Origin of the sequence: Halosolutus gelatinilyticus, from assembly GCF_023028105.1 — an archaeon.
GTDB classification, from domain to species: Archaea; Halobacteriota; Halobacteria; order Halobacteriales; family Natrialbaceae; genus Halosolutus; species Halosolutus gelatinilyticus.
Genome location: NZ_CP095491.1, coordinates 2,941,275 through 2,966,781 on the forward strand (window position 1 = coordinate 2,941,275; position 25,507 = coordinate 2,966,781).

The window sequence follows — 25,507 nt, forward strand, 5'->3', positions numbered from 1 at the left end:
GGCGACCCGGTACCTTTTACCCGTCGCGCTCGCAAGCCGCCGTATAGTACGCATGGGGTTTCGGCTGGTACTCGGGTTCGGGACTGTCGGCCGTCACGTCGTCGAGCAACTGCCAGATCAGGGCGGCCGGCTACTGGTGATCACCGAGGATCAGCACGTAGTGGAGACGCTTCGCGACGAGAGCGTGCCCGCCCGTCGAGCCGATCCGACGGCTCCGGAGACGATCGCGTCCCTCGAGACGCCGGACGTCATCTTCGTCGCGGGCGATCGCACCGACGTCAACCGGACCGCGCTCGAACGCGCCCGGGCGCAGTTCCCGGACGCGTCGATCGTCGTCTACATGGGCGGGAACGCGACGGCGGCCGATCGAGCGGCCTGTCGCGACCTCGCCGATCACGTCGTCGACGCGGAACGCGCGCTCGTCGATCGCGTGCTCGACGACACCGTCAGCACCTCAGCGCAGGCCGCTATCCGCCTCCGCGACCACCTGAAATCGATCGACGGGCGACTGGCGGTCGTCATGCACGACAACCCTGACCCCGACGCAATCGGGAGCGCGGTCGCGCTGGCCGACATCGCGACGGCGATCGGCGTCGACGCCGACGCCTGCTACTACGGTGACATCTCCCACCAGGAAAATCGGGCGATGGTCAACCTGCTCGGGTTGGACCTGCGGAATCTCGATCCGGGGGACTCGCTCGAGGAATACGCGGCGTTCGCGCTGATCGATCACTCCAGGCCCGGCGTCAACGACCAGTTGCCGCCCGGTCTTCACGTCGACATCGTCATCGACCACCACCCGCCCCGCGGCCCCGTTCCCGCGGACTTCGTCGACCTTCGCGAACACGTCGGCGCGACCAGTACCGTGTTGACGGAGTACCTCGATCGGTTCAGCGTCTCGCTCGACGAGGGCACGGCAACGGCGCTGCTGTACGGCATCCGCGTCGACACGAACGACTTCACCCGCGAGGTGTCCGCAGCGGACTTCAACGCGGCGTCGGTCCTCCGCCCGCACGTCGACATCACCGTCCTCGAGCAGATCGAACAGCCGACCGTCGAGGGCGAGACGCTGGAGACGATCGCCCGAGCGATTAAGAACCGCGAGCAACGCGACTCGGTCGCCGTCGCGAGCGTCGGACGGCTCTCCAATCGGGACGCGCTGCCCCAGGCGGCCGAACAGCTGCTGGCGATGGAGGGCATCGAAACGACGCTCGTCTTCGGCTTTAAGGACGAGATGGCCTATCTCTCCGCCCGATCGCGGGCCAACGACGTCGACCTCGGTGAGACGCTGCGCGACGCGTTCGACCAGATCGGGAGCGCGGGCGGACACGCCGACATGGCCGGCGCCCAGCTCGAGATCGGCATCCTCGGCAGCACGGACGACCAGCAGGAGGTCGACTCGATCGTCAGCGTCGTCGAGGAGGTCATCACCAACCGGTTCTTCGAGGCGATCTGGACCCAACCCGGGATCCCCGTCGGGGCCTCCGGAGGAACGAGCGAGTGGCTGTTCACGAGCGAAGCCGGCGACGGCGAGCCGGAGTAGCTCGTCAGGCGCACGCCGGGTCTAGAGCGGCCCGGCGACGAGGCAGTTCGATAACGCGTTTTCAACAGACCGACCCGGGACTCGTTGTGTGATCCGATCGCCCCCCATTTTGGGACGCTGGGTTAACCGGCAATCTCCGTCGGGAGCGGACCCACGAGATCGGACTACGATCCTCGCGGCTAGCATATGGCGTCGTCTGTTCCACACTCCACAATCATCATAGAAGACACCAATAACCGATCATACTAAATATCGTATGTGTCCGTTACGCTTTGTTTCCTTCCGTTGCTCTCTCCCGTATCGCATCGGAATCGGAGACAACACTCGCGACGTGGCGCTCTTTGTTGCGGTGCAGAACCGGCGAGAAACCGCCCTTCTCGGCGTCGCCGTCTTCGATGTGTTCGTTGCATCCGCTCGATCGCCCCTGCGCTTCGAAAAGCGCCGGACGCGGAGGCGATCCGGCTTCCAGCTCGACGACGATGGACGGCCGGTCCCGTCGACCGGCGAGGCGAATCCGCGATTTGGCGAAGGCGACGCGATTCCGTTCGATCGAACCGTCAGCCGATAGTCGGATTTCGGAACCCGATCGGGGGCGACCGAGGGCGGCCGCACGGAACAGATGTGTTAGTTATCTCATCTGTGTGTGAACCAGGACTGCTTTATAGCGAATCCAACCACGAGTATCAGATTTAGATACATCTAATATTTTTGTCAGAGATGTCGGGGAACGGGTAACGAATTCGGCCACTCGGACTCCCGGAGTGGCGACGGCGATCGAACTCGCCGCGGGCCGCAGCTACCGCTCCCCTCACCGCTCGTTCAGGGCGAGGTCTGTCGGCGGGGCGTCGGTTACCGCAACGTCGTAGGCTTCGATCTCGCTCCCGCCGAGGAACCAGGTTGCGTCGGACGGCGCCGCGATCGCGAGCGGTTCCGATCGGTAGTTGGCGATCCAGGTTAGTCCGTCGCGTCGCGCGAACCGGACCTGTTCCGGCAGCGGGTCGGCCGTCTCGCAGTCGGCTCGATCGAGCAGGTCCCCGACGAGCGCGCTCGCGAGATCGTCGTCGGGCCAGGTTCCCACGTAGGTGACGTTGCCGTCGCCGACGGGGTTGCGGACGATCGCCACCTCTCCGTCGGCGCGCTCGCCTTCGTACCGGCCCAGAACGTCGACGGCTTCGGCGGTCGGGGAGAGCCATTCGTTCCAGACGCGGCTGTCGAACCGCTCGCCGCCGTAGGAGATCGCACTCTCCAGTTCGGCCGGAACGCTCTCGTGTCGACGGATCTCGGCCCCGACCAGGTCGCGGAGCGGCCCCGGCTGGGGCGCGTCGTGGAGTTTGTTGTACGGATCCTTGACTCCCGAGCGCATCGTGACGAGAAGTTCGCCGCCGGCAGCGACGTAGTCGTCGAGGCGGGCCGCGAGTTCGTCGTCCGCGAGGTACAGCGTCGGCGCGACGATCGCGTCGTACCCGTCGAGGTCGGCGCGCGGGGGAACGACGTCGACCGTCACCGATCGTCGGCGGAGGGCGCGGTAGTAGGTCTCCAGGTGCTGCCAGTAGTCGAAGTCGGGCGTGTTGCGCTCGATCCCGATCGCCCACGCGTTATCGTAGCTGTGGACGATCGCGACGGCGGCGTCGGGGACCGAGAGGCTATCGCCGACGGTCTCGCCGAGGTCGGCCAGTTCCCGCGCCGCCCGCGTTGCGTCCTGGAGTCCCGCGTCCGGCGCCCCGTCCTGCGTCAGGAGACCGCTGTGGTACTGCTCCTGGCCCATCCGGCACCGTCGCCACCGGAAGTACGAGACCACGTCGGCACCGTGTGCGACTGCGGAGTGTGCCCACAACCGCATCGCGCCGTCGCCAGGTTGGGGGGAGTACGGCGGCCAGTTGATGTCGCCGGGTTGCTGTTCCATCACCCACAGGGGCGAGCCGGTGGCGCTTCGGAAGAGGTCGTGGTCCAGGCCGATCTGGTCGGGATCGCCGACCCGGAGTTCGTCCCTGGAAACGGTCTCGCGCTGGGCCTGAACGTGACCGGTCGGGTAGGAGTCCCAGGACGCGAAGTCGAGGTCTGCGGAGAGGTCGTACGCGTCCAGCGCGTCGAAGTGGGACATGAAGTTGTGCGTGACGAACCAGTCGTCGTCGGCCTCGCGAAGGATCTCCGTCTGGAGGCGGTTGTACTCGACGACGCTGTCGCTCGAGAAGCGGTAGTAATCCAGCAATCGAGACGGGTGGTGGGACGCGGCCGTGTGGCGGGGCGGATCGACCTGCGCGAAGACGTTCAGGTCCTGGCTCCAGAAGGCGGTTCCCCACGCTTCGTTGAGCCGATCGATACCGTCGTACCGCTCGCGGAGCCACGTCCGGAACGCGCTCGCGCAGTCGTCGCAGTAGCACCGAACCGTTCCGTGACAGCCGAACTCGTTGTCCGTCTGCCAGCCGGCGATCGCCGGGTGATCCGCAAACCGGTCCGCCAGGGCGCCGACGATCCGTCGCGTTTCGCGTCGATAGACGGCCGAGTTGTAGCAGTAGTGCCGGCGGCTGCCGTAGTGTCTCGTCGTTCCGTCGGCCTCTTCCTGGAGGATTTCGGGGTGCTCGTCGACCAGCCACTTGGGCGGGGTCGCCGTCGGGGTACAGAGGACCGCCTGCATCCCGTGGTCGCCGATCAGCGTTATCGCCCGTTCCAGCCACTCGACGTCGAATTCGCCGGGTTCGGCTTCGATTCGGGACCAGGCGAACTCCCCCATCCGAACGTACTCGATTCCCGTTTCGGCCATTCGTTCGATGTCCTCTTCCATCCGCTCCGCCGGCCAGTGCTCCGGAAAGTAACAGACGCCGATACTCATGTACGGCTGTCCGTGGGATGGGACGGATCAATAGTGTTTCGTCCGCCGATAGAAACGAATCGTTCGGGGCCGCGACGTCCCGCTGCTCCGGACGCACCTCAGGTCGCACTCGATCCCGCGAGCTACCGATCGGCGCTGGACTCGTGGAGTCGGCTCGACCGGCGCGACGTCCGCGTCATCGGGTTCGGCCGGCGCCGTCCGGATCGGCTGACGCGTGTTCGCTCTCGCCGTTCGGAGCGTTCGCGTCACCGTCGATCACCTGGAGCGTAACGCTCCCCCGAAGGGTCTCGCCGGACGCCAGCGTCGGATCCTGGTCGACGACCGGGTGGCGGCTGAGCCAGCCGTCGGCGTTCGTGCCCGACAGCGATCGATCGAGGATCAGGAATTCGATGCTTTCGGAGCGGACCTGCGAGCGGACGTGTTGATCGCCGTCCGAACGAACGCCCAGCCCGTGCCCGCCGGCCGCCGTGAGGTCGGCCGCGTACACGTTCCGCTTCGTCCCGCGGAAGTCGTTCGATCCGTGCTTCGTTGCGTCGTTCTTCCAGGGCTGGCCGCTGCGGATACGGATCTCCTCGTGGTTCGGTCGGGATCCGTCCGGAAACGCGCACGCGGTGCCGCCGGGGCGACCAATGTGGGTGTCGGGGTAGACGCTCCACTGCGCGTCCCGGAGCCACGAGAGGGTCATCAGGTCGGTCGCGGTCGGCACCGCGAGGCCGACTTCGCGGGCGTCGACGGAGTCGTGCAACGCGAACTCGTACTCGACTTCGAGCCCGTCAGCGAGCGGGCGAAGCAGGACGGTCCCCGCGGCGTCGTCGTACTCGACGGCGATCGAGACGGCCGCGCCGTCCTCGGCTACGGTCACGTCGGCGACCGTCCGATCCGACAGTCGGTGGTCGATCGCGGACGCGTAGTCCCGCCCCGTCGACTGCTGGGTCGGCGTCAGTGCCAGTTCCGGGGCGTCGACGATCAACGGCGCGCCGTCAGGCGTCCTGACCTCGACGGCCCCACTCTCCCGGTCGATATCCAGGGAGTAGACATCGGTCGCGACCGACAGCGTCCCGTCGTCGTCGGCGAACGGCTCGGTTGCGGGTTCCGAGGGAATCTCGACTCGCGGGGATTCGGGCGTAACCACGATCCTCTCGATCGCGTGTCCCTCGGGATGCGTGACCGTCATCTCGAGGCGATCGTCCTCGACGGGGAGCGTCACCGTCGTCCTCTCGCCCGGCGGAACGTGGATCGGTCGCCGCCCCGAACCGGGCGTCCCCTCGAACCGGATCGATCGATCGGCGAGGTCGACGAACTCGTGGCGATTCTCGATCGTCAGCGTCACGGCGTTGCCGTTGCCGCGCCACTCGGCGTCGGCGACCCGCACCGGCGAGTACACCTTCTTGACGTGCCAGTACTCGGGGCGGGACCGTCGATTGCGGTCGAGGAGTCCCCAGCGGTATTCGCCCCACTGTTCGAGGTGGTCGCCGCCCGCCCAGATAGCGGCGCCGGCGACCGAGTCGGCCGCCCGGCACTGCTCCCAGATCAGTTCGAAGGGGAGTCCCCACTCGTCGCGGAGCCCCGGATCGGTCACCAGTTCCCGATCGTTGTAGCAGTACGTGTGGGCGGCCTCGTCGAACAGGATCGGCTCGTCCAGGTCGGCGTGCTCCTCGACCGTCGACCCGGTTCGGAAGGCGGGATAGTGGTGAGCGCGCACGTCGTAGACGTCGTGCCACGGATCGTCGGGATCGTACGCGTCGTGGTTGAAGATCGTCGGACGCGTCGGATCGAGTTCCGCCACCAGTCTCCCGGCGGCGTCGAACGCGTCGTACCACTCGGACTCGTTGGCGATCGACCAGAGACAGACCGACGCGCGGTTTTTGTCCCGTTCGACCATCTCAAGCGTCTGGCGGAGCACCACGTCAGGGTCGGGATCGCCGCGGCCGCGGCCGACGAACATGTGCGGCGCCTCCATCTCGACGACGATGCCGAGTTCGTCGCAGGCGTCGAGGAACGCCTCGGAGGTCGGGTGGTGGGCCGTCCGCACGTAGTTGACGTTCGCCTCCTTCAGGCGCCGCGCGTCCTCGCGGGTGATCTCGGCCGGCACGGCGTGACCGTGTTCGGCGAGGTGGATCTCCTCCCAGTTGACGCCCCGCAGCGTGACGGCCTCGCCGTTCAGGCGGAGCTCGTTCCCGACGACCGAAACGTCGCGGATACCGATGCGCTCGCTGATCGTTTCGGTCGTCCCGTCGGCCTCGATCGTCACGTCGACCGTGTACAGGCGCGGCTGCTCCGGATTCCACGGCTGCGGATCCGACGCCTCGAGTTCGAACGAGCATTCGCCTGACGAGCCGGCGTCGAGGGCCGACACGGGCCGTTCGGCGGTCGCGACCGTCGCCCCCTCCGGATCGGTTAGCGTAACGGTGACGGTCGCCGACTCAACCCCCCTCGCGCCAGCGTTGCGTATCGCCGTCTCGACGGTTACGGCCGCCGACGACCCGCGAAGGCCGGTCGTGACGTCGCACGCCGCGACGTGAACGTCGGGGACCGAGAGCAATGTCACGTCCCGCGTGATCCCGCCAGTGACGTTCTGCCAGCCCATGTCGTCCGCCGGCGACTGCTGGGCGACCGCCACGGCCAGCGCGTTCGCGCCGTCCGCGGTCACCGCATCCGTGGCGTCGACCTCGAACGGGGTGTAGCCGCCGACGTGGTGACCGACTTCGGAGTCGTTGACAAATACGCGCGCCTCGCTGTAGACTGCGTCGAAGCGCAGGAGGAGCCGCCCGTCGGCCCACCCGTCGGGAACCTCAAACTCTCGGCGGTACCAGCCGAGCGTTCCGTCAGGCGGGTACCACTCCTCGGAACCGCTCGGGACGGCGTAGCCGTCGTAGGCCCACTGGCCCGGCACGTCCTCGTCGTGCCACTCGACGCCGAGGTCCTCGATCGTATCGTAGTCGAGCCACAGAACCGCGCCGTCCGGCACCGCCTGAAATCCGCGCTCGATCCGATCGTCGGAAAGCGCGGTATCGAACGCCCGCGTCGACGCGACGGCGACGTCGAGATCGGACCCGCCGACGACGAACCGCGCGTCGCTACTCGCCAGGTCGGTGGCGTCGTGCGTCGACGAACCCACCCGAGCGCCGTCGACGTAGAGGCGCAACTCGTCGCGGGCGACGACGACGGTAACCGTGTGCCACTCGCCCGTCGAAAGATCGCCGCCGCTGACGCTCGGCCAGTCCCCGGCGTCGGTCTGCAGCCAGAAGCTGACGGTTCCGTCGTAGATACCCAGCCCGAACTGTTCGGCGCCGTCGGCGACGGCGCTGTGGCCCCTGTCCAGCACCGGTCCGTCGCCCCCGTCGTACTTCACCGTCGTCCGGAGGGTAAAGCCCGGCGACGAGAAGTCCAGGGTTTCGTCGGCGGCCACCGAGACGTAGCCGTCGCCGGAGACGTCGACGCCCCGACCGTCGCGTCCCGGGACGATCGCCGGATCGCCGTACAGCACGCCGTCGTTACCCGCGCCGGACTCGTCCGGGGTCACCCCGCTTTCGACTTCGTTCAGCGGTAGCCAGGCGACGGCGCTGTCCGGAACGCGATCGAATCCGCGATCGATCCGGTCCGTCGAGAGCACCGTGTCGAACGCTCGAAACGAGTCGACCACGGGAGACCCGTGGTCGTCGTTCCCCGAGTCGTAGCCCAGGTGGAGCGGCGAGTCGGCGCTGGGAAGCGACGAGAAGTCGTGGCTCGTCGCTCCGATCTCGGTCGTCCCGAGGTAGAGTCTGATCTCGCTGTCGTCGACGACCAGCGTCGTCGTGTACCAGTGCCCGCGGCTGAGGTCGCCGGCGTCGATGCCGGGCCAGTTCCCGCCGCCCTCCGTCCAGAAGGACAGCTGGCCGCCCCAGACGCCCAGCGCGTACTGATCCCCCTTCGCATAAAGCGGGCCGTCGCCGGCGTATTTGAACGTCAACTGGATCGAAAATCCGGGCTCGGTAAAGTCGACGCCGTCGGCGTCACCGACCGCGACGTAGCTCTCGTCGGCGAGGTCGACCGCCCGTTCCGTCGGATCCGTGACGATCGGCGGCTCGTTCCGAAGCGTTCCGTCGTTGCCGGCCCCGGAGAGATCCGGTGTGACGCGCCTCGACGAGGACGACGGCGGTCGCTCGCCGGGCGAGAGCGCGAACTCCCACGTTCCGTTCAGCGACCGCGTTCCCCCCGCGTCGGTCGTGGCGGGACGGGGCGTCAACTGTATCGACGAGAGCACGTCGTCGTATTCGTTCACCGGCGCTACGCTGGCACCCCCGATCGGGAGCGTCGCACCCAACGCGGCGCCCGAAACGGCCGAAAGTACGGTTCGACGGTGGAGAGACGGCTCTCCGATGCCGCGGTTGCTGTTATCTCTTGACATAGACGTGGTCCGGACTATAACACACATCAATAAGTAATAAATGTATGGAAGAGACGACGGCGATAAAGATCCTCCATATTGAGCCGATCGGACCGCTGCGTCAGGTCCAAAGTCGGCGCGTCGCTTCGAAAATCCGGTTCCGTCCGCCGGCCGGCGATCGAAACCGAGATCGGGCGTCCGACGCCGCGTCAGCGCCCCGCTTGCACGTACTGGTCGAGATCGACGTCGGTGTCGGTCGTCTTGGTCTTGACCGACTCCGTCGTGTCGGCATCGAAGAGATAGAGATCGTCCTCGTCGAAGCCGAACGTGACGGTCATCCCCTCGTCGGGGTGGACTTCGCTGTCGATGCGGGCGGTCAGGTCGATCTCGCCCATTTTGGCGTACAGGAAGTTCTCGTTACCCATCTGCTCGACGACGGTGACCTCGCTGGGCATGCTTCCGTCGGAGACGAGATCGAGGTCCTCCGGTCGCACGCCGACGCGGACTCGGTCCCGACCGTCGACGAGCGAGGGGTCCTCGAGCGCGTACTCGAACCCGCCTGGCCCGCGGAGGACGGCCCCGTCCACGTCGGCGGAAAGGAGGTTGATGCTCGGACTGCCGATGAAGCCCGCGACGAACTCGTTGGCCGGCGATCGATAGACCTCGCTTGCCGTGCCGACCTGCTGGAGTTCGCCCCCGTTGAGGACGGCGATGCGATCGCCCATCGCCATCGCCTCGGTCTGATCGTGCGTCACGTACGCCGTGGTCACGCTCAGTTCCTGTTGGAGTTCCTGGAGTTCGGTCCGCATCGTCGAGCGGAGCTTGGCGTCCAGGTTCGACAGCGGCTCGTCCATGAGGAACACTTCGGGATCGCGGATGATCGCCCGCCCGAGCGCGACTCGCTGTTGCTGGCCGCCGGAGAGCTCCCTTGGCTTCTGATCGAGTAGATCCTCGATCCCGAGCAGTTCCGCGACGGAGTGAACCTCGGCGTCGATCTCATCGGACGACAGTTTGGTCGAGAGGCGGAGCGGGAACCCGATGTTCTTCCCCACGGTCATGTGGGGGTACAGCGCATAGTTTTGGAACACCATCGCGACGTCCCGCTCTCGCGCGCGTTGGTCGGTCACGTCCTGTCCGTCGAATTCGATGGCGCCGTCCGTCACGTCTTCTAACCCGGCGATACATCGGAGCGTGGTCGTCTTTCCGCAGCCGGACGGACCGACGAAGACGAGAAACTCCCCGTCCTCGATCGTCAGGTCGAAATCGTCGACTGCGACGATCTGTTCACCGCCGTCACCGTACTCCTTGCGTAAATTCGTAATGTCGATTGTTGCCATTGTGAGCACACCTTATTCTTTGACCGCTCCCGAGAGGATTCCCTTGATGAAGTACTGCTGCATGGTCAGGAACACGACGAATATCGGCGTCACGGCGAGCGACGTGGCGACCATGATCTGGTCGAAGTAGACGCGCTGTTGGTCGACGAGATCCGCCAGCGCGAGCGGGATCGTGTACACCTCCGGATCCTGCAGGACCACCAGCGGATAGAGGAACGCCTGCCACTGGTTGAGAAACAGGATGATCGACAGGGCCGCGAGCGACGGGAGCATGGTCGGGAGCGCGATCTTGTAGTACAGCTGGAACTCCGTCGCACCGTCCATCCGCGCCGACTCCAGCAGCGAGTCGGGGATCGCCTTCATGTTCTGGCGCATCAGAAAGATCCCGAGCGGGTTCGCCGCCCACGGCAGGATCACTGCCAGGAACGAGTTGGTCCAACCGATCTGGGTTATCAGCAGGTACAGCGGGATGATCAGCAGCTGGATCGGCAGGACCAGCGTCGCCAGAATGAAGTAGAACAGGGGTTCCTTGAACCGGAACTCGTACTTCGCGAAGGCGAACCCGGCCATCGAACAGAGGATCAGCGACAGGATCGTGTACGAGACCGCGATGATGATGCTGTTTTGCATGCTGTTGACGAAGTCGACGTTCTCCTGAAGCGCCCGGAAGTTCTCGAGCCAGTGGGCCCCCGGAATCAACCGTGGCGGCCACGAGAAGAACTCCGACTGCGGGATCGTCGCGGCGACGATCATCCAGTACAGCGGGATCATCACGAGCACCACCAGCGTCAACAGGAAGATGTAGCTTCCGAACTTCCACAGCGCTTCGTCGCGTTCTTGCGATCGCACTACTTCTCACCTCCGTACTTAATCTGGACGATGGACATAGCACTAACGATTATCACGAGCAGCACCGAGACGGCGCTGGCGTATCCCAGGTTGAGCTGGAGGAACGCCTGATTGTAGATGTACTGGACGACGGTGATCGTCGCGTTCGACGGGCCGCCGCCGGTGATGATGTACGGTTCGGAGAAGATCTGGAAGGTCCCGATCGTCGAGGAGACGACGACGAACAGCAACACCGGTCTGATCTGCGGTAGCGTCACGTATCGGAACTTCTGCCACCGCGTCGCACCGTCGATCTCCGCGGCCTCGTACAGCGGCTGCGCGACCGTCTGGAGGCCGGCCAGCAGGATGATCGTGTTGTACCCCAGCCAGCGCCACGTGACCGCGATGACGAGCGTCATCCGCGCGCCCCACGCGCTACCCAACCACGCGACCGGCGAGAAGCCGACCTGCGTGAGGAGGTAGTTGACGAGGCCGACCTGATCGTTGAACAGCAACAGGAAGATCGTCGAGTACGCGACCAGTCCGGTCGCTACGGGGAGCGCGATCAGCGTCCGGAACAGCCCCTTCGCTCGGATGAACTTCGAGTCCAACACGAGCGCGGTCGCCAGTCCCAGGGTCACCATCAGCGGCACCTGGACGAAGAAGATGAACGCCGTGTTGAACAGGGACCGGTGGAACAACGAGTCCCTGAAGATCAGCCGTTCGTAGTGCGACAGCCCGACGAACTCCAGGTTCGCGATGGTCGGGATCGTGATTTCGAGCGGACCCAGGGTGATCGTGAGCAGTATGTCGTTCGAAACGCCGACGTAGCTAAAGAACGAGAGGTAGAGCGTGTACGCCGTCGGGAACAGCAGGAAGATCCCGAAGAGGATGAAAAACGGCGAAATATACGCGTACGGAAGCCCCGGGATCGTCGGGACGATCTCGGAGACGTCTTGGCGAGCGTATCGAATCCGATCGGCGAGCTGTCGATACGTTCTCGACGTTCGGACCGTGGACTGGATGGCGGTACGAACCATCGGCGTCAGCGCCCCCCACTCGTCGGCCTCTCGTCCAGACGTCGCCGACCTACGGTCGGCGCCGCGGGGACCGGTCCGCCCGGAGCGTCCAGTTGCGATTCGTCCGTGCTGTCGAACGACGGCCGATCGGCGGCGCTTCGAACGATCCGGTACCGCGACGTCACCGGGGGTGTTCTGGCACCGGTTCTCGATTTTTCTGAATCCATGGTTAGCGGTGTCAAAGGCGTGTACGTAGATCTACGTCAAATAGTTTCGGACGTTACGCCAGCTCACGGCCGGTTCGGTCGGCGACGGTCTCGGCGGCGTTCCGGACCGCGTCCTCGGGGGATTTGTTCCCGTCGAGCATGTTCCCGAGTTCGGTCTCGATCGCGTCCTGCACCTCCGGGGTGTCCGTCGTGTAGCGATACGGCTCGATCTCTTCGGCGACCTCCGCGAACAGGCTGAAGATCGGCTGTCCGCCGTAGAAGTCCTGCTCCTGGTCGTAAATATCGGCCTCGTAGGCCGACGTCAGCGATGGGAAGAGCCCGTACTCTTCGAGCATCGCGTTTTGTACCTCGGGCGTGGTCATCGCGTACAGACAGTAGTCGAACGCGCGGTTGACCGTCTCCCCGTCGTCGATCTGGGACGGAATCGCCAGGTTCGATCCGCCGCGATTCGACGCGCGGGTGCCGCCCGATTCGAACGCGGGGAGCTTGTATACGCCCCAGTTACCGGACGTGTCCTTCAGCTCGGCTCGCAGGGTCCCATCCATCCACGCCGCGCTCGGGAGGGAGGCCAGCGTGCCCTCGGAGAACGACGTGAACCACCCGCCGGACCACAGCTCGATCCGGGTCGTGATTCCGGCGTCGTTCATGTCCCGGATGAGCGTTGCGACGCGCACGCTCTCTTCGCTGTCGACGTTGACCGCGCCGTCCTCGGTGAACGCTTGCCCGCCGAGCTGTCGCAGGAGCATCCGCCACAGCTGGGACATCTCCTGGGGTGGAAGGTTGATCATCGCCACGTCGTTCGGGAGCTGCTGGCCGGCCTCGATGAAGTCGTCCCACGTCTCGATGGCCTCGACGTCGATGCCGGCGTCCTCGTATCGGTCCCGCTTGTAGAAGACGCCGGTGGGACCGATGTCCCACGGGATCGCGTAGTAGGCGTCCTCGTAACTGACGGTTTGCCACTTGCCCTCGACGATCTCCTCGACGATCCCCGCCTCTTCGATCCGGTCCGTGAGGTCGCGAAGCCCGCCGATGCTGGCGTAGTTCGTCACGTCGTAGTTCTGAACCGCGGAGAAATCGGGCGCACCGGTGCCGCTCGTAATCGCGGTCTGGAACCGCTGTTCCCAGGCATCGCCGCCCAGCTCTTTGACCGTCACGTCCGCCCCTTCCTCGTCGTTGTACCGCTTAGCGGCGTCCTGTAGCGCTTTCGCTGCGACGTTCCAGGCCCAGCCGTTCGCGGAGGGGGCCAGCTCTGACGTCGACGGTCCGGAGCTATCGTCGGCATCGCCGCCGAAACTAACGCAGCCTGCGAGACCAGCGGTGCCCGCGATCCCGAGCGCTTTGAGCAGCTGTCGACGCCGAGAATTCGGGTCTGAAGACTCTGTCATGGGGAGTACGATCTCACAATCGAATACGGAGTATATTAAAATACCGGTATTAACAATTATGAGGGAGAGGCGGTACGATCGTGCCGCTAATCGACGCTGAAACGCCCGCGATCGGACCCGAAACCCGCGCGTGATGCTCGGTCAGTTCAGTTCCAGGACGGCCGCGATCGCCGCGTCGGGATCGCCGGTCGGCGAGAATTCGCACCCGACGAACCCGTCGTAGCCGGCGTCGTCGATCGCCCGGAAGACGTTTTCGTAGTTCAGTTCGCCGGTCCCCGGTTCGTGGCGGCCCGGCACGTCGGCGACGTGTACGTGGCCGATTCGGTCGACGTTCTCGGTGATCGTCCGGATGACGTCTCCCTCGGTGATCTGCTGGTGATACACGTCGTACAACAGCGTGACGGCGGGCGAACCGACCGCATCGACGATCTCGAACCCCTCCTCGCTTGTGGACAGGTAATTCCTCGGGTGGTCGACGTCGGTGTTGAGCGGTTCCAGCGCGATCGCGACGTCCGCCGCCTCGGCGTCGGCCGCGACCCGCGAAAGGACGTCCACGACGTTCTCTCGCTGCTGCGGCCGATCGAGTCCGTCCTGGTCCGGCCCGGTCGTCGCGATCAGCGTCGGGATCCCCAGCCCCGAAGCGGTCTCGATCGATTCGCGGATCGTCTCGACCGCGTCGTCGGCCGCTCCGGGATCGGTCAGCACGCCGCCGGCGACGCAGCCGACGATCTCGACGTCCGACTCTGCGGCGGCGGTCTCGATGGCGTCCAGATCTTTCCCGCGCCAGTCCCAGAACTCGACGGCACCGACGCCGGCCGCAGCGGCTCGGTGGATCCGATCGCGGAACGGCTCGTCGTCGTACACCATCTCGAGACAGATCGAGAACTCGACCATCAGTCCTCACCCGCCGGCGCCGGCGCGAGGTCCCCCGCATCGAGCATCGCCTGCAGGGGATTGTCCTCGATCTCCAGCGGAAGGTCGACCCGCCCCCGTCGCCGGGCGGACTCCCACGCGGCGAAGATGAGTTCCGTCGCGTTGAGCGCGTTTTCCGCCCCGAGTTCGGGCGTTTCGCCCTCGCTGAGACAGCGCACGTTTTCGGCGATGGCGCGATCGATGAACTCCCAGCCGTGGAGTCCGTCCTCGGTCTCGACGGGGGTCCAGCCCTCCCCGTCCCGGCGGATGCGAAGCGCCGGTACCTCCTCGTCCCCGTCGCCCTCGGGACCGACCTCGATGACGCCGTCGGCGCCGATCAAGCGGTTGTGACACGCGAACGCGCCGGCCGGGCCGCCGGCGCCGGTGCTGTCGGAGGCCGCGACGCCGTGGACGCCGTTCTCGTACTTCCAGTGGACGATCGCCTGGTTCTCGTTGTGCGTGCCGAAGAGGACGTTCTCCTCGGAGTAGTCGATCTGACCGAGCACCCACTCGCCCGAGGTCTCGTCGTTGAAGTAGTTACAGAGGTCGAAGGAGTGACTCCCGTAGTCGAAGATACCGACCGGCGCGGAAAACTCGACCCGTCGGAGGTCGCCGATCTCGCCGGCGTCGAGCAGGTCCTTCGCGGTTCTGACGGCGTCGCTGAACCGACGCTGGTGGTTGAACGTGAGCTGAACGTCGTGGCGGCTGGCCTCCTGCGTCATCAGCTTCGCGCCGCCGTACGTGTCGGCCATCGGTTTCTCGCAGTGGATCGCGTCGACGACGCCGCTGCGGATGCACCCGAGCGCGATTTCGGCGTGGATCGACGGAGGAACGCAGATCGAGACGATATCCGGCTCGATCGCCTCCAGCATCTCCTCGTACGCTACGAAAACGTTCTCCTCGTCGACGTCGAACTCGTCGGCGAACGCCTCGGCGTTCTCTCTGACGATGTCGGCGCAGGCGACGAGCGTACACTCGCGGTGATTCTCGTATCCCGCCGCGTGGTGATACGCCATCGCGTAGCCGTCCCGTCCCGGGTCGTCCGGCTCCGCACCAGTACCGACAACTGCGACCGTGTAAGGCATCACGACATCAATCCCGCTGGGTCTATAAAAACGATCGCGAAGCGGCAACGCAAGTCGGCGGCGATGCCCCGCGTTCACCCCCGGCGGTAGTCCAGGTACGGCTCGTCCTGCATCACCTGCGAGCGGCCGCCGTCGATCAAGACGGTTTCGCCGGTGATGAACGCCGCGTCATCGCTGGCCAGAAACGCCGCGAGACCGGCCACGTCGGCGGGCGTTCCGAGACGGCCGACCGGGTGAATCTCCTCGGTGTACTCGTAGTCCTCGCCCAGTTCCTCGCGGGTTCGTTCGATTTCGATCCACCCGGGATTGATGGTGTTGACCGTGATCCCCTCGGGACCGAGTTCCAGCGCCATCGCCCGAGTCATGCCGTTTATCCCGGCCTTGATCGCGTTGTAGGGGAACAGGCCGGGCATCGTGAGGAACGCGTGGTTCGAGGAGGTGTTGAGGATCGTCCCGCCCTCCGGCACGTGCTCGACCGCGTGTTTCGCACAGAGCCAGAACGATCGAAAGTCCGTCTCGAGGACGAACTCCCAATCGTTCACGGTCGCTTCCTTCACGGTCGTCTCGGTCTGCACGCCGGCGTTGTTCACGAGCGTATCGATCCGGCCGTACTCGTCGACGGTGTGTTCGACGAGCGCCCGTATCTCGGCCGGGTCTCGCATGTCCGCGCGGACGAATACCGCCTCGCCGCCCCGCGATTCGATGTCGTCGGCGACGCGCTTCCCGGCGTCCGCGGAGCGGCCCGTTACGACGACGGCCGCGCCTTCGGCGGCGAAGCGACGGGCGACTCCTTCGCCGATTCCGCGGGTCGACCCCGTGACGAGCGCGACGGTATCCTCGTGTCTGTTCTCGACGGCGTTCGCGGTCGGATCGTCGAAAGCCATGCGCGGACTCTCGCCGCGGCCACCAAATAATCACCGCCCCGACGACGGTCCGTTACCACTCGGCGACGCTGCCGTCGTCGTGTCGCCAGACCGGATTGTGCCAGTCGTGCCCGACTTCGGCCTGCTCGCGGACGTGGTCCTCGTCGATTTCGATGCCCAGACCGGGCCCGCTCGGGATTCGAACGTAGCCGTCCTCGTAATCGAACACGGACGGATCCGCGAGGTAATCGAGCACGTCGCTCGTCTCGTTGTAGTGGATGTTCAGACTCTGTTCCTGGATGAACGCGTTTGGGGAGCAGGCGTCCACCTGCAGGCAGGCGGCCAGCGCGATCGGGCCGAGCGGGCAGTGCGGAGCCATCGCCACGTCGTAGGCTTCGGCCATCGCCGCGATCTTCGTGACCTCGGTGATGCCGCCGGCGTGGCTGAGGTCGGGCTGGATCACGTCGACCGCGCCGCTCTCGAAGATTTCCTTGAAATCCCACCGGGAGTACAGCCGTTCGCCCGTCGCGATCGGCGTCGTGGTGTGGGAGGCGATCGTCGGCAGCGCGTCGTTGTGTTCCGGCAGGACCGGCTCCTCGACGAACATCGGGTCGTACGGTTCCAACCCCTCGACCAGCCGCTTGGCCATCGGCTTCGAGACGCGTCCGTGGAAGTCCACGCCGACGTCCACCTCGTCGCCGACGGCGTCGCGAACCTCGCGAAGTCGGGTGACGGCAGCGTCGATCGTCGCCGGATCGTCGACGCGTTCGATCTCCTCGGTGGCGTTCATCTTCAACGCCGTGAAGCCCGCCTCGACCTGTTTCCGGGCCTGATCGGCCACGTCGGACGGGCGATCGCCGCCGATCCACTGGTAAACCCGGATCCGATTCCGCGCCGCACCGCCGAGCAGTTCGTACACCGGCACGTCCAGGCGCTTCCCTTTGATATCCCACAGGGCCTGGTCGATTCCCGCGATCGCGCTCATCAGGACCGGCCCGCCCCGATAGAAGCCGCCGCGGTACATCGTCTGCCAGTGATCCTCGATTCGACTCGGATCCTCGCCCAGCAGGTAGGTGTCGAGCAGCTCCTCGACCGCCGTTTCGACGGTTTCGGCGCGTCCCTCCACGATCGGCTCGCCCCAGCCGACGGTGCCGTCGGCCGCCTCGAGACGCAGGAACAGCCATCGCGGTGGTACTTCGAACAGCTCGTAGTCGGCGATCTCGGTCATTTGTCGCTCTACCAGGGGTAATTCCGACCAGTTTATTTAGTCGTTTCGAGAGGTCCTCCGATCTCCCCGGCCGGAGCGGACGTCGTCGGACGCCGTTCGCGCGGTCGCTCGCCGATTCGCGGTCGTCGTCGCGAACGCGGCGGACACGGGGGCGTACGAGTCCGACGCGAGTCCCGACGCGAGCACTCGATCCACGGTTAGGAACCTCGACCGGCCTGAGCGGACGTTGGGAATCGAGAAGACTGTGGCCGTCGAGCGACGAGGATTTCCCCTGCTCCGCAGAGCACACGGTTCCGGACGGCACAGTCGATCGCCAGTTCGGAACCGTTCGGTGCCCGCCCGAACAGGAGATCGGGCGGCCGCCGATCGTCCGATCACACCGTCGGATCGTGCACTAACAGTGAACTCGGCAAACTAATTACAGACATACGGGTGTAATTTCTCGGCGCCGTTTTGTGCACTAACGGTGAACACCGGCCGATTCACTCATTATTTTTTACTATAGGTGCGGGCGCGGCGTCCGTACGCTACCCGCGAACTCGGAACGCAACGGCAGCAAGTGCTCTCGTTCGACTCTCGAAGCGGAGTGAAGCCAGTCGTCGGTCGCTCGAAACTGAGGATCCGCGTAACCGAAGCACATTTCACGAGGGCCGCGAGGCGCCCATTGATCGAAGGCTCGGTCCCGCGGCCGAAATATCCGTTTACTCTCTCGATCGCGGGATATCGTTCCGCAGCTGTATTTCGCGGGCGAGGACGGCGGATTCCGTCTCGTCGCGATAGTACGGGCGGATGGTGAGTCCGAACGAGGCCGGTTCGGGCATCACCCGATGTTCGGGAAGCGGTTTGACCGGCGTCCCCCCGACGCCCGAGACGGCGACGTCGACGAACAGTCTCGTTCCGTCCGCCGCGACGAGGTCCGAGAGGCTGGCGGCTTCAGCGAGGTTCTCGTACCGATCCAGTCGGACGTTGAGGGGGCGGTCTCCGACGACCGCGAACCCCGCGGTCGGGCCGGTCAAACTCGCCCAGCGAACGTCCGTTTTGTTCCCGTTATCCGACGGGAGACGGTACGGAACGAATTGGTCGTCGACGCTACCGGCGTACCGCCCGATCGCGCTGCCGGTCTTTCGGTCGGGATAGGTCTCCTCGGGACCGCGACCGAACCACTCGAAATCGGTCGCCGACGGTGGGACGTCGAACTGCACGCCGAGTCTCGGCAGCCACGACGACAGGGAGTCACGCAGCGCCGAGGTTGGCGCCACGTCGATCGTCACTACGACGGTTCCGGTTCCGTCCACGTCGTAGTCGTAGTCGACCTCGAACAGCCCGATTCCGTCGGGGTTGCGGGCGATCGTCGCCACGGACAGGTGCGCGGTTCCGTCGGCCGTCCTCCCCACGGCGTGTTCGACGACCGTCTGTTCGAGGTCGTGCAGTCCGAGCGACAGCCACTCCGACTCGTTGTCGTACCCCCACTCGGTATCGCTATCGACGACCCCCTCGTTGGGGACCGTCGCCCGGAACGCGCCGAACAGCGGCCCGTCCCGTGCGACGACCGCGTCCCCGTATCGGAACTCGCGGAAACAGCCCCGCTCCAGATCGAAGCGATAGCGGAACCGATCGCCGGCGACGGTCACCGCCGTCTCGCTCTCCTTGATGGTAACGTGACCGCCGTCGGCCGTCGGGATCGACGACGGCTCCGGAAGTTCGATCGGCACGGCGAACTGCTCGAATCCGATTTCGTGGCCCGCCGCCGCCCAGTCGGTCTCCTCGGGCAGGCGAACGCGGAGCGTCAAGTGGCACTCGGTGCCAGGAGGGAGCGTCGATCGGTCGAACGGGACGATCACTCCTCGCGTTCGCGATGGGGGGACGTCGAGGCGGAGCCGACCCGACTGGACGGGGTTCCCGTCGACGGTCAGCTCCCACGTCGTCTCGAACGCGGAGAGGTTCGTAACGGCGTGGTGGTTCGTAACCGCGAGTACGCCCTCCCGGATCGCGACGGCCTCGAAGGCGAACGGCTGCTGTGTCTTCTTCAACTGCCGGAGCTCGGGTTGCGGGGACAGATCCGAGAAGACGACGCCGTCGAGCAGGAAGGGGTCATCGTCGAACCACCACTCGTCCGCGTTCCCGTCGGGAACCACCTCCCCCGCGAGCGTCTGATTGGTCCACTCCCAGACGAACCCGCCTTGGAGGCCGTCGATCTCTCGAACCAGCTCCCAGAACGCGTCCTGCAGGCCGAGGCTGTTGCCCAGCGCGTGCGCGTATTCGCCCATGATCAACGGGCGGTCCTCGACCGCGCTGTGTTGGACGAGCGTGTGGGGGACCGGATACCGCGGCCCCGAGATGTCGGCGAACGGGGCCGTGCCGGTCATGTTCTCGTGGTACTCGTCGTAGGGTGCCGCGCCCGAGCCCTGGTGGTAGACGAACCGGGTGCCATCGCGCTCGCGGGCGTAGGCCGCCATCTCCCTGTGCGGCGCCCCTTCCCCGGCCTCGTTACTGGTGCTCCAGGCGAAGATCGACGCGAAGTTCTTGTGGTGTTCGACCATCCCCTCGAACCGCCGGACGAACGATCGATGGAAGGCGGGCGCTTCGTTGACGAAATTCATGTTGAAGTGCGTCTCGACGTTGGCTTCGTCGACGACGTACAGCCCCAGTTCGTCCGCGAGTTCGTACACCGGGAGGTCGTTCGGGTAGTGGGCGGTCCGAATGGCGTTGACGTTGTGTCGTTTCAGCATCCGCAGTTCCGTCAGGACGCGGTCGAACGGTACCGTTCGACCGGTCTCGGGATCGTGTTCGTGACGGTTGATCCCGCGAACGGTCATCGGCTCGCCGTTGACGAGCACCCGCCCGTCCTCGATTTCGAACTCCCTGAAGCCGACCCGCTCCGGGACGGCCTCGACGACCCGACCGTCGGCGCCCCGGAGTTCCAGCACCAGATCGTAGAGCGTCGGCCGTTCCGCGGACCAGGCGGCGGGCGAGGTGACGGTCGTTCGGAGCGTCACCTCGGCGTCGTCGGCCGGTACGGCGGTCGCTTCGAGCGTCGTCACTTCGGTTCCGCCCTCGTCGAAGAGCCGTCCGGCGATCGTCCATGGGTCGGTGCTCTCGACCGCGCCGCCGAGATCGGCCTCGACCGTCAGCGTCGCGTCCTCATATGCGTCGTCGAACGTCGTCTGGACGACGTAGTCCCGGAGGTGAACCGGCGGCTTCGAGTAGAGATAGACGCTGCGGAAGATACCGCTGAAACGGAGCATGTCCTGGGTCTCCAGGTAGCTTCCGTCCGAGAACCGAAACACCTGGACCGTGAGCGTGTGGGTGCCTCCGACGTCGAGAGCGTCGGTCACGTCGAACTCGGAGGGCGTCATCGACCCCTGGTCGTACCCGACGTACTCGCCGTCTATCCAGACGAAAAACGCGGATTTCACCCCCTCGAAGTGGAGGAACGTGCGTCGATCCTCGCCCCAGGTCGTCGGTACGTCGACGGTTCGACGGTACGTGCCGACCGGATTGAACTCCTCGGGCACGTTCGGCGGCTCCGGTTCCGACTCGACTTCGGGGATTCGCTCCCAGGTCAGCGCGTGGTTTCGGTAGATCGGCCGATCGTAGCCGTCGAGTTGCCACACGCCGGGAACGGAGATCGCGCCCCAATTCGCCGCGTCCTCGAGTCGATCGGGGAGCTCAGCCGGCCGCTCGGCCCAGCAGAACGACCACTCGCCGTTCAGGAGTCGAACGTACTTCGACTCGGCCCATCTCGACTCGGGTTCGGTCAGCCGATCGGCGGCGGCCATCGCTGCCGCGGTCGATTCGTACGGCACCGTCGGGACGTGCGGCGGTTCGGTGTTTTCCGTAAGATTTGTCGGATTTTCTATATATTCTGCTAATCCGGCTAGTTGCGCTGGCTCTCGTGACACGGCTTTTCACCTCATATCTCCTGTTATGATATAAAAATGGGCCGGCTTAGGGTTCGAATCGAAACCGTTCACGCAGTGCAGTACACAACTATACGACGCGGCCGCAACGTGATAACTCGTCTCACCGTCGTGACTCGTTCGAATCCGCGATCGCAGCGACCAGTTCCCGACCGCGTTCGCCGGGGCTCCCGTACGACGCCCTCCCCGATCGATCGCCAATCCATTGCTAGTCGGATCGACGATCGTAAATGGCCGTCGAACGTTAAATACCAATATTTCAACTTTACTGGCGAACCATGGATTAGGAATCATGTCAGTATCTACACCTGAGTTGATCGTATCGCTACCGAAGCCGGCTACCGAACTCACCGTCATCGGATTCGTAAGGAATTGCTGAAAATTCTGGGCCATATAATAGCTATTGGGCAATATACTCATAATATATTCCGAATAGCTGACCAATCGTGTACCTTAGTGACCGAATCCTGATTCGTACAGGAGCCTGCTCGTCTACTTGACCGGGACGGAATCGATAGCAACGGATATCCAGCACACACCGGCATTGAACCGTCGCTTTCCCGATCGTAGCTCGATCCGAACCGCGGCCAGTTTCGGGCTATTGCTCGCCCGTGTTCACCCACTCTCGAACCTCTATTCGATCGAATCTATTGCAGAGTTAGCAGTATTCGTAGTAGTACCTAAATTTGGTATATTTGAAAAGCGTTCGTGAACTGATCGTTGTGCAGCACGCTCGACAGATAGCCCGGTCACGGTTCGAGTACCGACGGGACGCCAGAGGGTCCCACCGGTCACAGCATCTCGACGCGCATCCTGTTTGCCGTCTCCGTGAGCAATCCGCTGATATTGTTTTTGATGTCGATCCCGTTCGCCCGATCGATCGGAACGACGACTTCGATCGCGGCGACCGGTCGATCGGAGGGGTCCAACACCGGCGTCGCGATGGAGACCCACTCCGGTGCGAACGGAAGGGGTTCTTCCAGTAGTTTTCCCTCCTGGACCGTTTCGAGTTGCGCCGTCAGTTCCGCGTCTTCCCCGCCGATATGAGCCGTCTGGCGCGCCGACGGGAGGTGGGCGAGGATCGCCTTTCCGGGCGGACTCTCGACGAGGCGTTCGCTGTCACCCCGACTCCGCGGGTACTCCCGACCCTCCCCGAGCGACGTGTGGACGCAGTGGCAGCGATCGGTTTCGTTGAGCCACAGGTTCGTCGGGGCGTCGTACGACTGTGCCAGTTCGTCGATCTTGTCCGTCTGATACAGCACCGAGTTCGAATCCGTCGCTTCCAGCCCGTACTCGGTGAACTTCGGTCCCAGCACGTACTCGCCGTCGCGGTTTACGAGGGCGTCGACCGCCACGAGCGTCCGCAGGTGCTTGTACACGCCGCTCCGGGAACGACCGGTCGCTTCGATCAGGTCCGCCGCCGTGGCACCCCGTCGCTCGTAGATCACGTCGAGGATTTCGAACGCCGTCTGCGTCGCCGAGATCCGATCCTCTCGAGACATACGAGCCCCCAGGTAACAATCGCCAATAAGTATACTGTTAGTGTACACCGGGCGATCGGTGCGGCTGCCCGCTCGCAGCGGACATCACCACTCGACGAAACTGCCGTCGTTGTACCGGCGGATCGGCGTCCGCCAGTCGCTTCCCTTTCCCGCGTGTTCTCGAACCCCTTCCTCGTTTACCGCGATTCCCAATCCCGGTTCGTCCGAGAGGGAGACGCGACCGTTCTCGCTCCGAATGACGTCCACGTTGTCGACGTAAGCGTCGATGTAGCGCTCGCCCAGCGCGGGCTGCTGGACGGCGTTGGGGATGTGGTGACTGAGCTGCGTACAGGCGGCGTAGGCGATCGGACCGACAGAGCAACTGATCATCAGCGTGGCCCCGTAGGTCTCGGCCATCGAGGCGATGTTCGTAATTTCGGTGATTCCGCCGGCGTGAGAGATGTCCGGCTGTGCGATGTCCAGGCGGTGCTGTTCTAAGTGCGATCGGAACTCCCACCGCGAGTACAACCGTTCGCCGTACGCGATCGGGATGTCGTGGTACGACGACCGCTCCAGCACTCCGAGGTGCTCGGGCCGAACCGGTTCTTCGACGAACAGCGGGTCGTACTCCTGCAGTCGCGAGAGCAGCCGCGACGCCATGCTCGTCGAGATGTGTCCGTGGAGATCGATTCCGATGTCGATCTCCCGCCCGACAGCCTCTCGAGCCTCGTCGAGGTACTCGCAGATCCTGTCGATATCGACCGTCGATTCCATCGGCGCGGTCTGATACGCCGTCAGGAGTTTGAGCGTAGTGTACCCCTCGTCGACCGCATTCGACGCCAGTTCGGAGATCTGGCCGACGCCGTCCGGAACGATCTTCTTGTGCAACGGGACGTGATCGCGAGTGCGACCCCCCAGCAGGTCGTAGATCGGCTCGTCGGAGTATTTGCCCTTGATGTCCCACAGCGCCTGGTCGATGCCGGCGATCGCCGACATGAGGATCGGGCCGCCGCGGTAGAAGCCGCCGCGATACATCGTCTGCCAGTGATCCTCGATTCGACTCGGATCCTCGCCCAGTAGATAGCCGTCCATCAGTTCTTCGACCGCGGCTTTGACGGTCTTGGCGCGTCCCTCGAGGATCGGTTCGCCCCATCCGACCACCCCGTCGCTGGTTTCGATCTTGAGGAAGAGCCACCGCGGGGGAACCTTGAACAGTTCGTAGTCGACGATCCGTGCCATGGCTTGTCAAACACGTTCGCCGGTCTTAAGCCTTGATACGCGTGTTCGTAGCGATAGCTCGGATAGGGCCAGAGCCGAGTCGACGGAACTCCTGGCTGTTCGCACGAGCGCTGCCCGGTTCGGCGCCCTCGTACCGACCTCCAGTCGACGATCGAAGAGCGCGAGAGGTGTGAACGGCAATGTTGGCGTCCAGGACGGGATACCGCGGTGCGTCGGCTCGCGCCGCGACGGTTCACCGGTTGGTTCGTCTCGACGAGCGGTACCCCGAACGGCGGCTATCGCGAGCGGGACAGTACTTTTGCTGGCGGACGCCTTACGGCCCTCCATGGAGGTTGCGTCGGACAGGAGCAAGCCCCAGGTCGAGGAGTACATGACCCGCGACGTGGCGACGGTCTCGCCCGACGCGACCGTGGGACAGGTCGCGACCCGGATCGCAGAGAGCGACGAGCACAGCGGCTTTCCCGTCTGCGAACGCCGCCGCGTCGAGGGGTTCATCAGCGCCCGCGATCTGCTGTTGGCCGACGAGGACGACCCGATATTCAAGGTGATGACGACGGATCTGCTGGTCGCCCACCCCGAGATGAAAGTGACCGACGCGGCGCGGGTCATCCTTCGATCGGGCATCCAAAAACTGCCCGTCGTCGACGACGCGGGGAACCTCGTGGGCATCATCTCGAACGCCGACGTGATCCGCAGCCAGATCGAGCGCGCGACCCCCGAGAAGGTGGGGAAACTGATGCGGACGCTCGAACAGATCCACGACACCGACCTCCGACAGGAACGCCGGACCGTCCCGCTGCGGGAACTGACGCCCACGCAGGGGCGAGTCTACGCCGACGAACTCGAGGGCAGACGGTACGAACTGGAACACGGCCTCGCCGAACCCCTCGTCGTCATCGATAACGACGGAATGCTTTTGCTCGCCGACGGCCACCACCGGGTGCTCGCCGCCGATCGACTCGGAATCGACGAGATGGACGCCTACGTGATCGTCATCGACGATGCGATCGATCTCGGGATGGCGAAGACGGCCGCGAAGGAGAACTTAGAACGGATCGACGACATCGACGTCGTCGACTACGCGCGCCACCCGCTGGTCCAGACGACGAAGCGGCTCCAGTCGGGCGACTGATCTCGTCCGCGGGGGTCGGGCGCGCAGCGGGATGCGGGCGCCCGTCCTGCCGCACGCGTCCGCCATCGAAGGTTTTCCGTCCGATCGCGTCCGGGGACAGTCCGGGTTTCTG

15 protein-coding genes are annotated in these 25,507 nt (G+C 65.0%); 2 read left to right on the forward strand and 13 right to left on the reverse strand.

The features are described from left to right. The first annotated feature begins 52 nt into the window (after window positions 1-52). Entirely contained in the window at window positions 53-1,543 is a 1,491-nt protein-coding gene (locus MUH00_RS14495; RefSeq protein WP_246999741.1) for a DHH family phosphoesterase, read from the forward strand. 808 nt (window positions 1,544-2,351) lie between these two features. Here MUH00_RS14495 and MUH00_RS14500 read toward each other — a convergent pair. From MUH00_RS14500 to dgoD (MUH00_RS14560), 13 genes are all read right to left on the reverse strand, one after another. Further along, on the reverse strand, window positions 2,352-4,373 hold the full coding sequence (locus tag MUH00_RS14500) for a beta-galactosidase (RefSeq protein WP_321576068.1): 2,022 nt from the start codon (window positions 4,371-4,373) through the stop codon (window positions 2,352-2,354). Between the two features lie 175 nt (window positions 4,374-4,548). Next, window positions 4,549-8,760 carry a glycoside hydrolase family 2 TIM barrel-domain containing protein gene (locus tag MUH00_RS14505; protein WP_246999743.1) on the reverse strand — a complete coding sequence of 1,404 codons (4,212 nt, stop codon included), beginning with the start codon at window positions 8,758-8,760 and terminating at the stop codon, window positions 4,549-4,551. Between the two features lie 188 nt (window positions 8,761-8,948). Then, the gene (locus MUH00_RS14510; RefSeq protein ID WP_246999745.1) at window positions 8,949-10,076 is read right to left on the reverse strand and encodes an ABC transporter ATP-binding protein; all 1,128 of its coding nucleotides are present in this window, start codon (window positions 10,074-10,076) and stop codon (window positions 8,949-8,951) included. A 12-nt stretch (window positions 10,077-10,088) separates the two neighbouring features. Continuing rightward, window positions 10,089-10,925, reverse strand: coding sequence for a carbohydrate ABC transporter permease (locus MUH00_RS14515; RefSeq protein ID WP_246999747.1), 837 nt, complete (start codon window positions 10,923-10,925; stop codon window positions 10,089-10,091). After that, complete coding sequence (locus MUH00_RS14520) at window positions 10,925-11,944, reverse strand: carbohydrate ABC transporter permease (RefSeq protein WP_246999749.1); 1,020 nt, start codon at window positions 11,942-11,944, stop codon at window positions 10,925-10,927. The genes MUH00_RS14515 and MUH00_RS14520 overlap by 1 nt, the downstream gene beginning before the upstream one ends. Before the next feature lie 259 nt (window positions 11,945-12,203). Then, window positions 12,204-13,535 carry an ABC transporter substrate-binding protein gene (locus MUH00_RS14525; RefSeq protein WP_246999751.1) on the reverse strand — a complete coding sequence of 444 codons (1,332 nt, stop codon included), beginning with the start codon at window positions 13,533-13,535 and terminating at the stop codon, window positions 12,204-12,206. A 141-nt stretch (window positions 13,536-13,676) separates the two neighbouring features. Continuing rightward, window positions 13,677-14,429, reverse strand: a complete 753-nt coding sequence (locus MUH00_RS14530) for a hydroxypyruvate isomerase family protein (protein WP_246999753.1) — start codon at window positions 14,427-14,429, stop codon at window positions 13,677-13,679. After that, window positions 14,429-15,532, reverse strand: a complete 1,104-nt coding sequence (locus tag MUH00_RS14535) for a Gfo/Idh/MocA family protein (RefSeq protein ID WP_246999755.1) — start codon at window positions 15,530-15,532, stop codon at window positions 14,429-14,431. Before MUH00_RS14535 ends, MUH00_RS14530 begins: the two co-directional genes overlap by 1 nt. 74 nt (window positions 15,533-15,606) lie before the next feature. Next, a complete protein-coding gene (locus MUH00_RS14540) occupies window positions 15,607-16,416 on the reverse strand; it encodes an SDR family NAD(P)-dependent oxidoreductase (protein WP_246999757.1) in 810 nt (269 codons plus the stop codon). A 52-nt stretch (window positions 16,417-16,468) separates the two neighbouring features. Beyond that, entirely contained in the window at window positions 16,469-17,623 is a 1,155-nt protein-coding gene (dgoD, locus tag MUH00_RS14545) for a galactonate dehydratase (RefSeq protein ID WP_246999759.1), read from the reverse strand. Between the two features lie 701 nt (window positions 17,624-18,324). Continuing rightward, the gene (locus tag MUH00_RS14550; RefSeq protein ID WP_246999761.1) at window positions 18,325-21,429 is read right to left on the reverse strand and encodes a glycoside hydrolase family 2 TIM barrel-domain containing protein; all 3,105 of its coding nucleotides are present in this window, start codon (window positions 21,427-21,429) and stop codon (window positions 18,325-18,327) included. A gap of 905 nt (window positions 21,430-22,334) precedes the next feature. Continuing rightward, window positions 22,335-23,045, reverse strand: a complete 711-nt coding sequence (locus MUH00_RS14555; RefSeq protein ID WP_246999763.1) for a helix-turn-helix domain-containing protein — start codon at window positions 23,043-23,045, stop codon at window positions 22,335-22,337. An 84-nt stretch (window positions 23,046-23,129) separates the two neighbouring features. Next, entirely contained in the window at window positions 23,130-24,263 is a 1,134-nt protein-coding gene (dgoD, locus tag MUH00_RS14560) for a galactonate dehydratase (RefSeq protein ID WP_246999765.1), read from the reverse strand. A gap of 325 nt (window positions 24,264-24,588) precedes the next feature. Between dgoD (MUH00_RS14560) and MUH00_RS14565 the strand changes: the two genes are divergently transcribed. After that, window positions 24,589-25,395 carry a CBS domain-containing protein gene (locus MUH00_RS14565; RefSeq protein WP_246999767.1) on the forward strand — a complete coding sequence of 269 codons (807 nt, stop codon included), beginning with the start codon at window positions 24,589-24,591 and terminating at the stop codon, window positions 25,393-25,395. Window positions 25,396-25,507: the final 112 nt, after the last annotated feature.

Coding starts and splice junctions, on each gene's coding strand:
- MUH00_RS14495 (WP_246999741.1), top strand. CDS start 53: ATGGGGTTTCGGCTGGTACTCGGGTTCGGGACTGTCGGCCGTCACGTC.
- MUH00_RS14500 (WP_321576068.1), bottom strand. CDS start 4,373: ATGAGTATCGGCGTCTGTTACTTTCCGGAGCACTGGCCGGCGGAGCGG.
- MUH00_RS14505 (WP_246999743.1), bottom strand. CDS start 8,760: ATGTCAAGAGATAACAGCAACCGCGGCATCGGAGAGCCGTCTCTCCAC.
- MUH00_RS14510 (WP_246999745.1), bottom strand. CDS start 10,076: ATGGCAACAATCGACATTACGAATTTACGCAAGGAGTACGGTGACGGC.
- MUH00_RS14520 (WP_246999749.1), bottom strand. CDS start 11,944: ATGGTTCGTACCGCCATCCAGTCCACGGTCCGAACGTCGAGAACGTAT.
- MUH00_RS14525 (WP_246999751.1), bottom strand. CDS start 13,535: ATGACAGAGTCTTCAGACCCGAATTCTCGGCGTCGACAGCTGCTCAAA.
- MUH00_RS14530 (WP_246999753.1), bottom strand. CDS start 14,429: ATGGTCGAGTTCTCGATCTGTCTCGAGATGGTGTACGACGACGAGCCG.
- MUH00_RS14535 (WP_246999755.1), bottom strand. CDS start 15,532: ATGCCTTACACGGTCGCAGTTGTCGGTACTGGTGCGGAGCCGGACGAC.
- MUH00_RS14540 (WP_246999757.1), bottom strand. CDS start 16,416: ATGGCTTTCGACGATCCGACCGCGAACGCCGTCGAGAACAGACACGAG.
- dgoD (WP_246999759.1), bottom strand. CDS start 17,623: ATGACCGAGATCGCCGACTACGAGCTGTTCGAAGTACCACCGCGATGG.
- MUH00_RS14555 (WP_246999763.1), bottom strand. CDS start 23,045: ATGTCTCGAGAGGATCGGATCTCGGCGACGCAGACGGCGTTCGAAATC.
- dgoD (WP_246999765.1), bottom strand. CDS start 24,263: ATGGCACGGATCGTCGACTACGAACTGTTCAAGGTTCCCCCGCGGTGG.
- MUH00_RS14565 (WP_246999767.1), top strand. CDS start 24,589: ATGGAGGTTGCGTCGGACAGGAGCAAGCCCCAGGTCGAGGAGTACATG.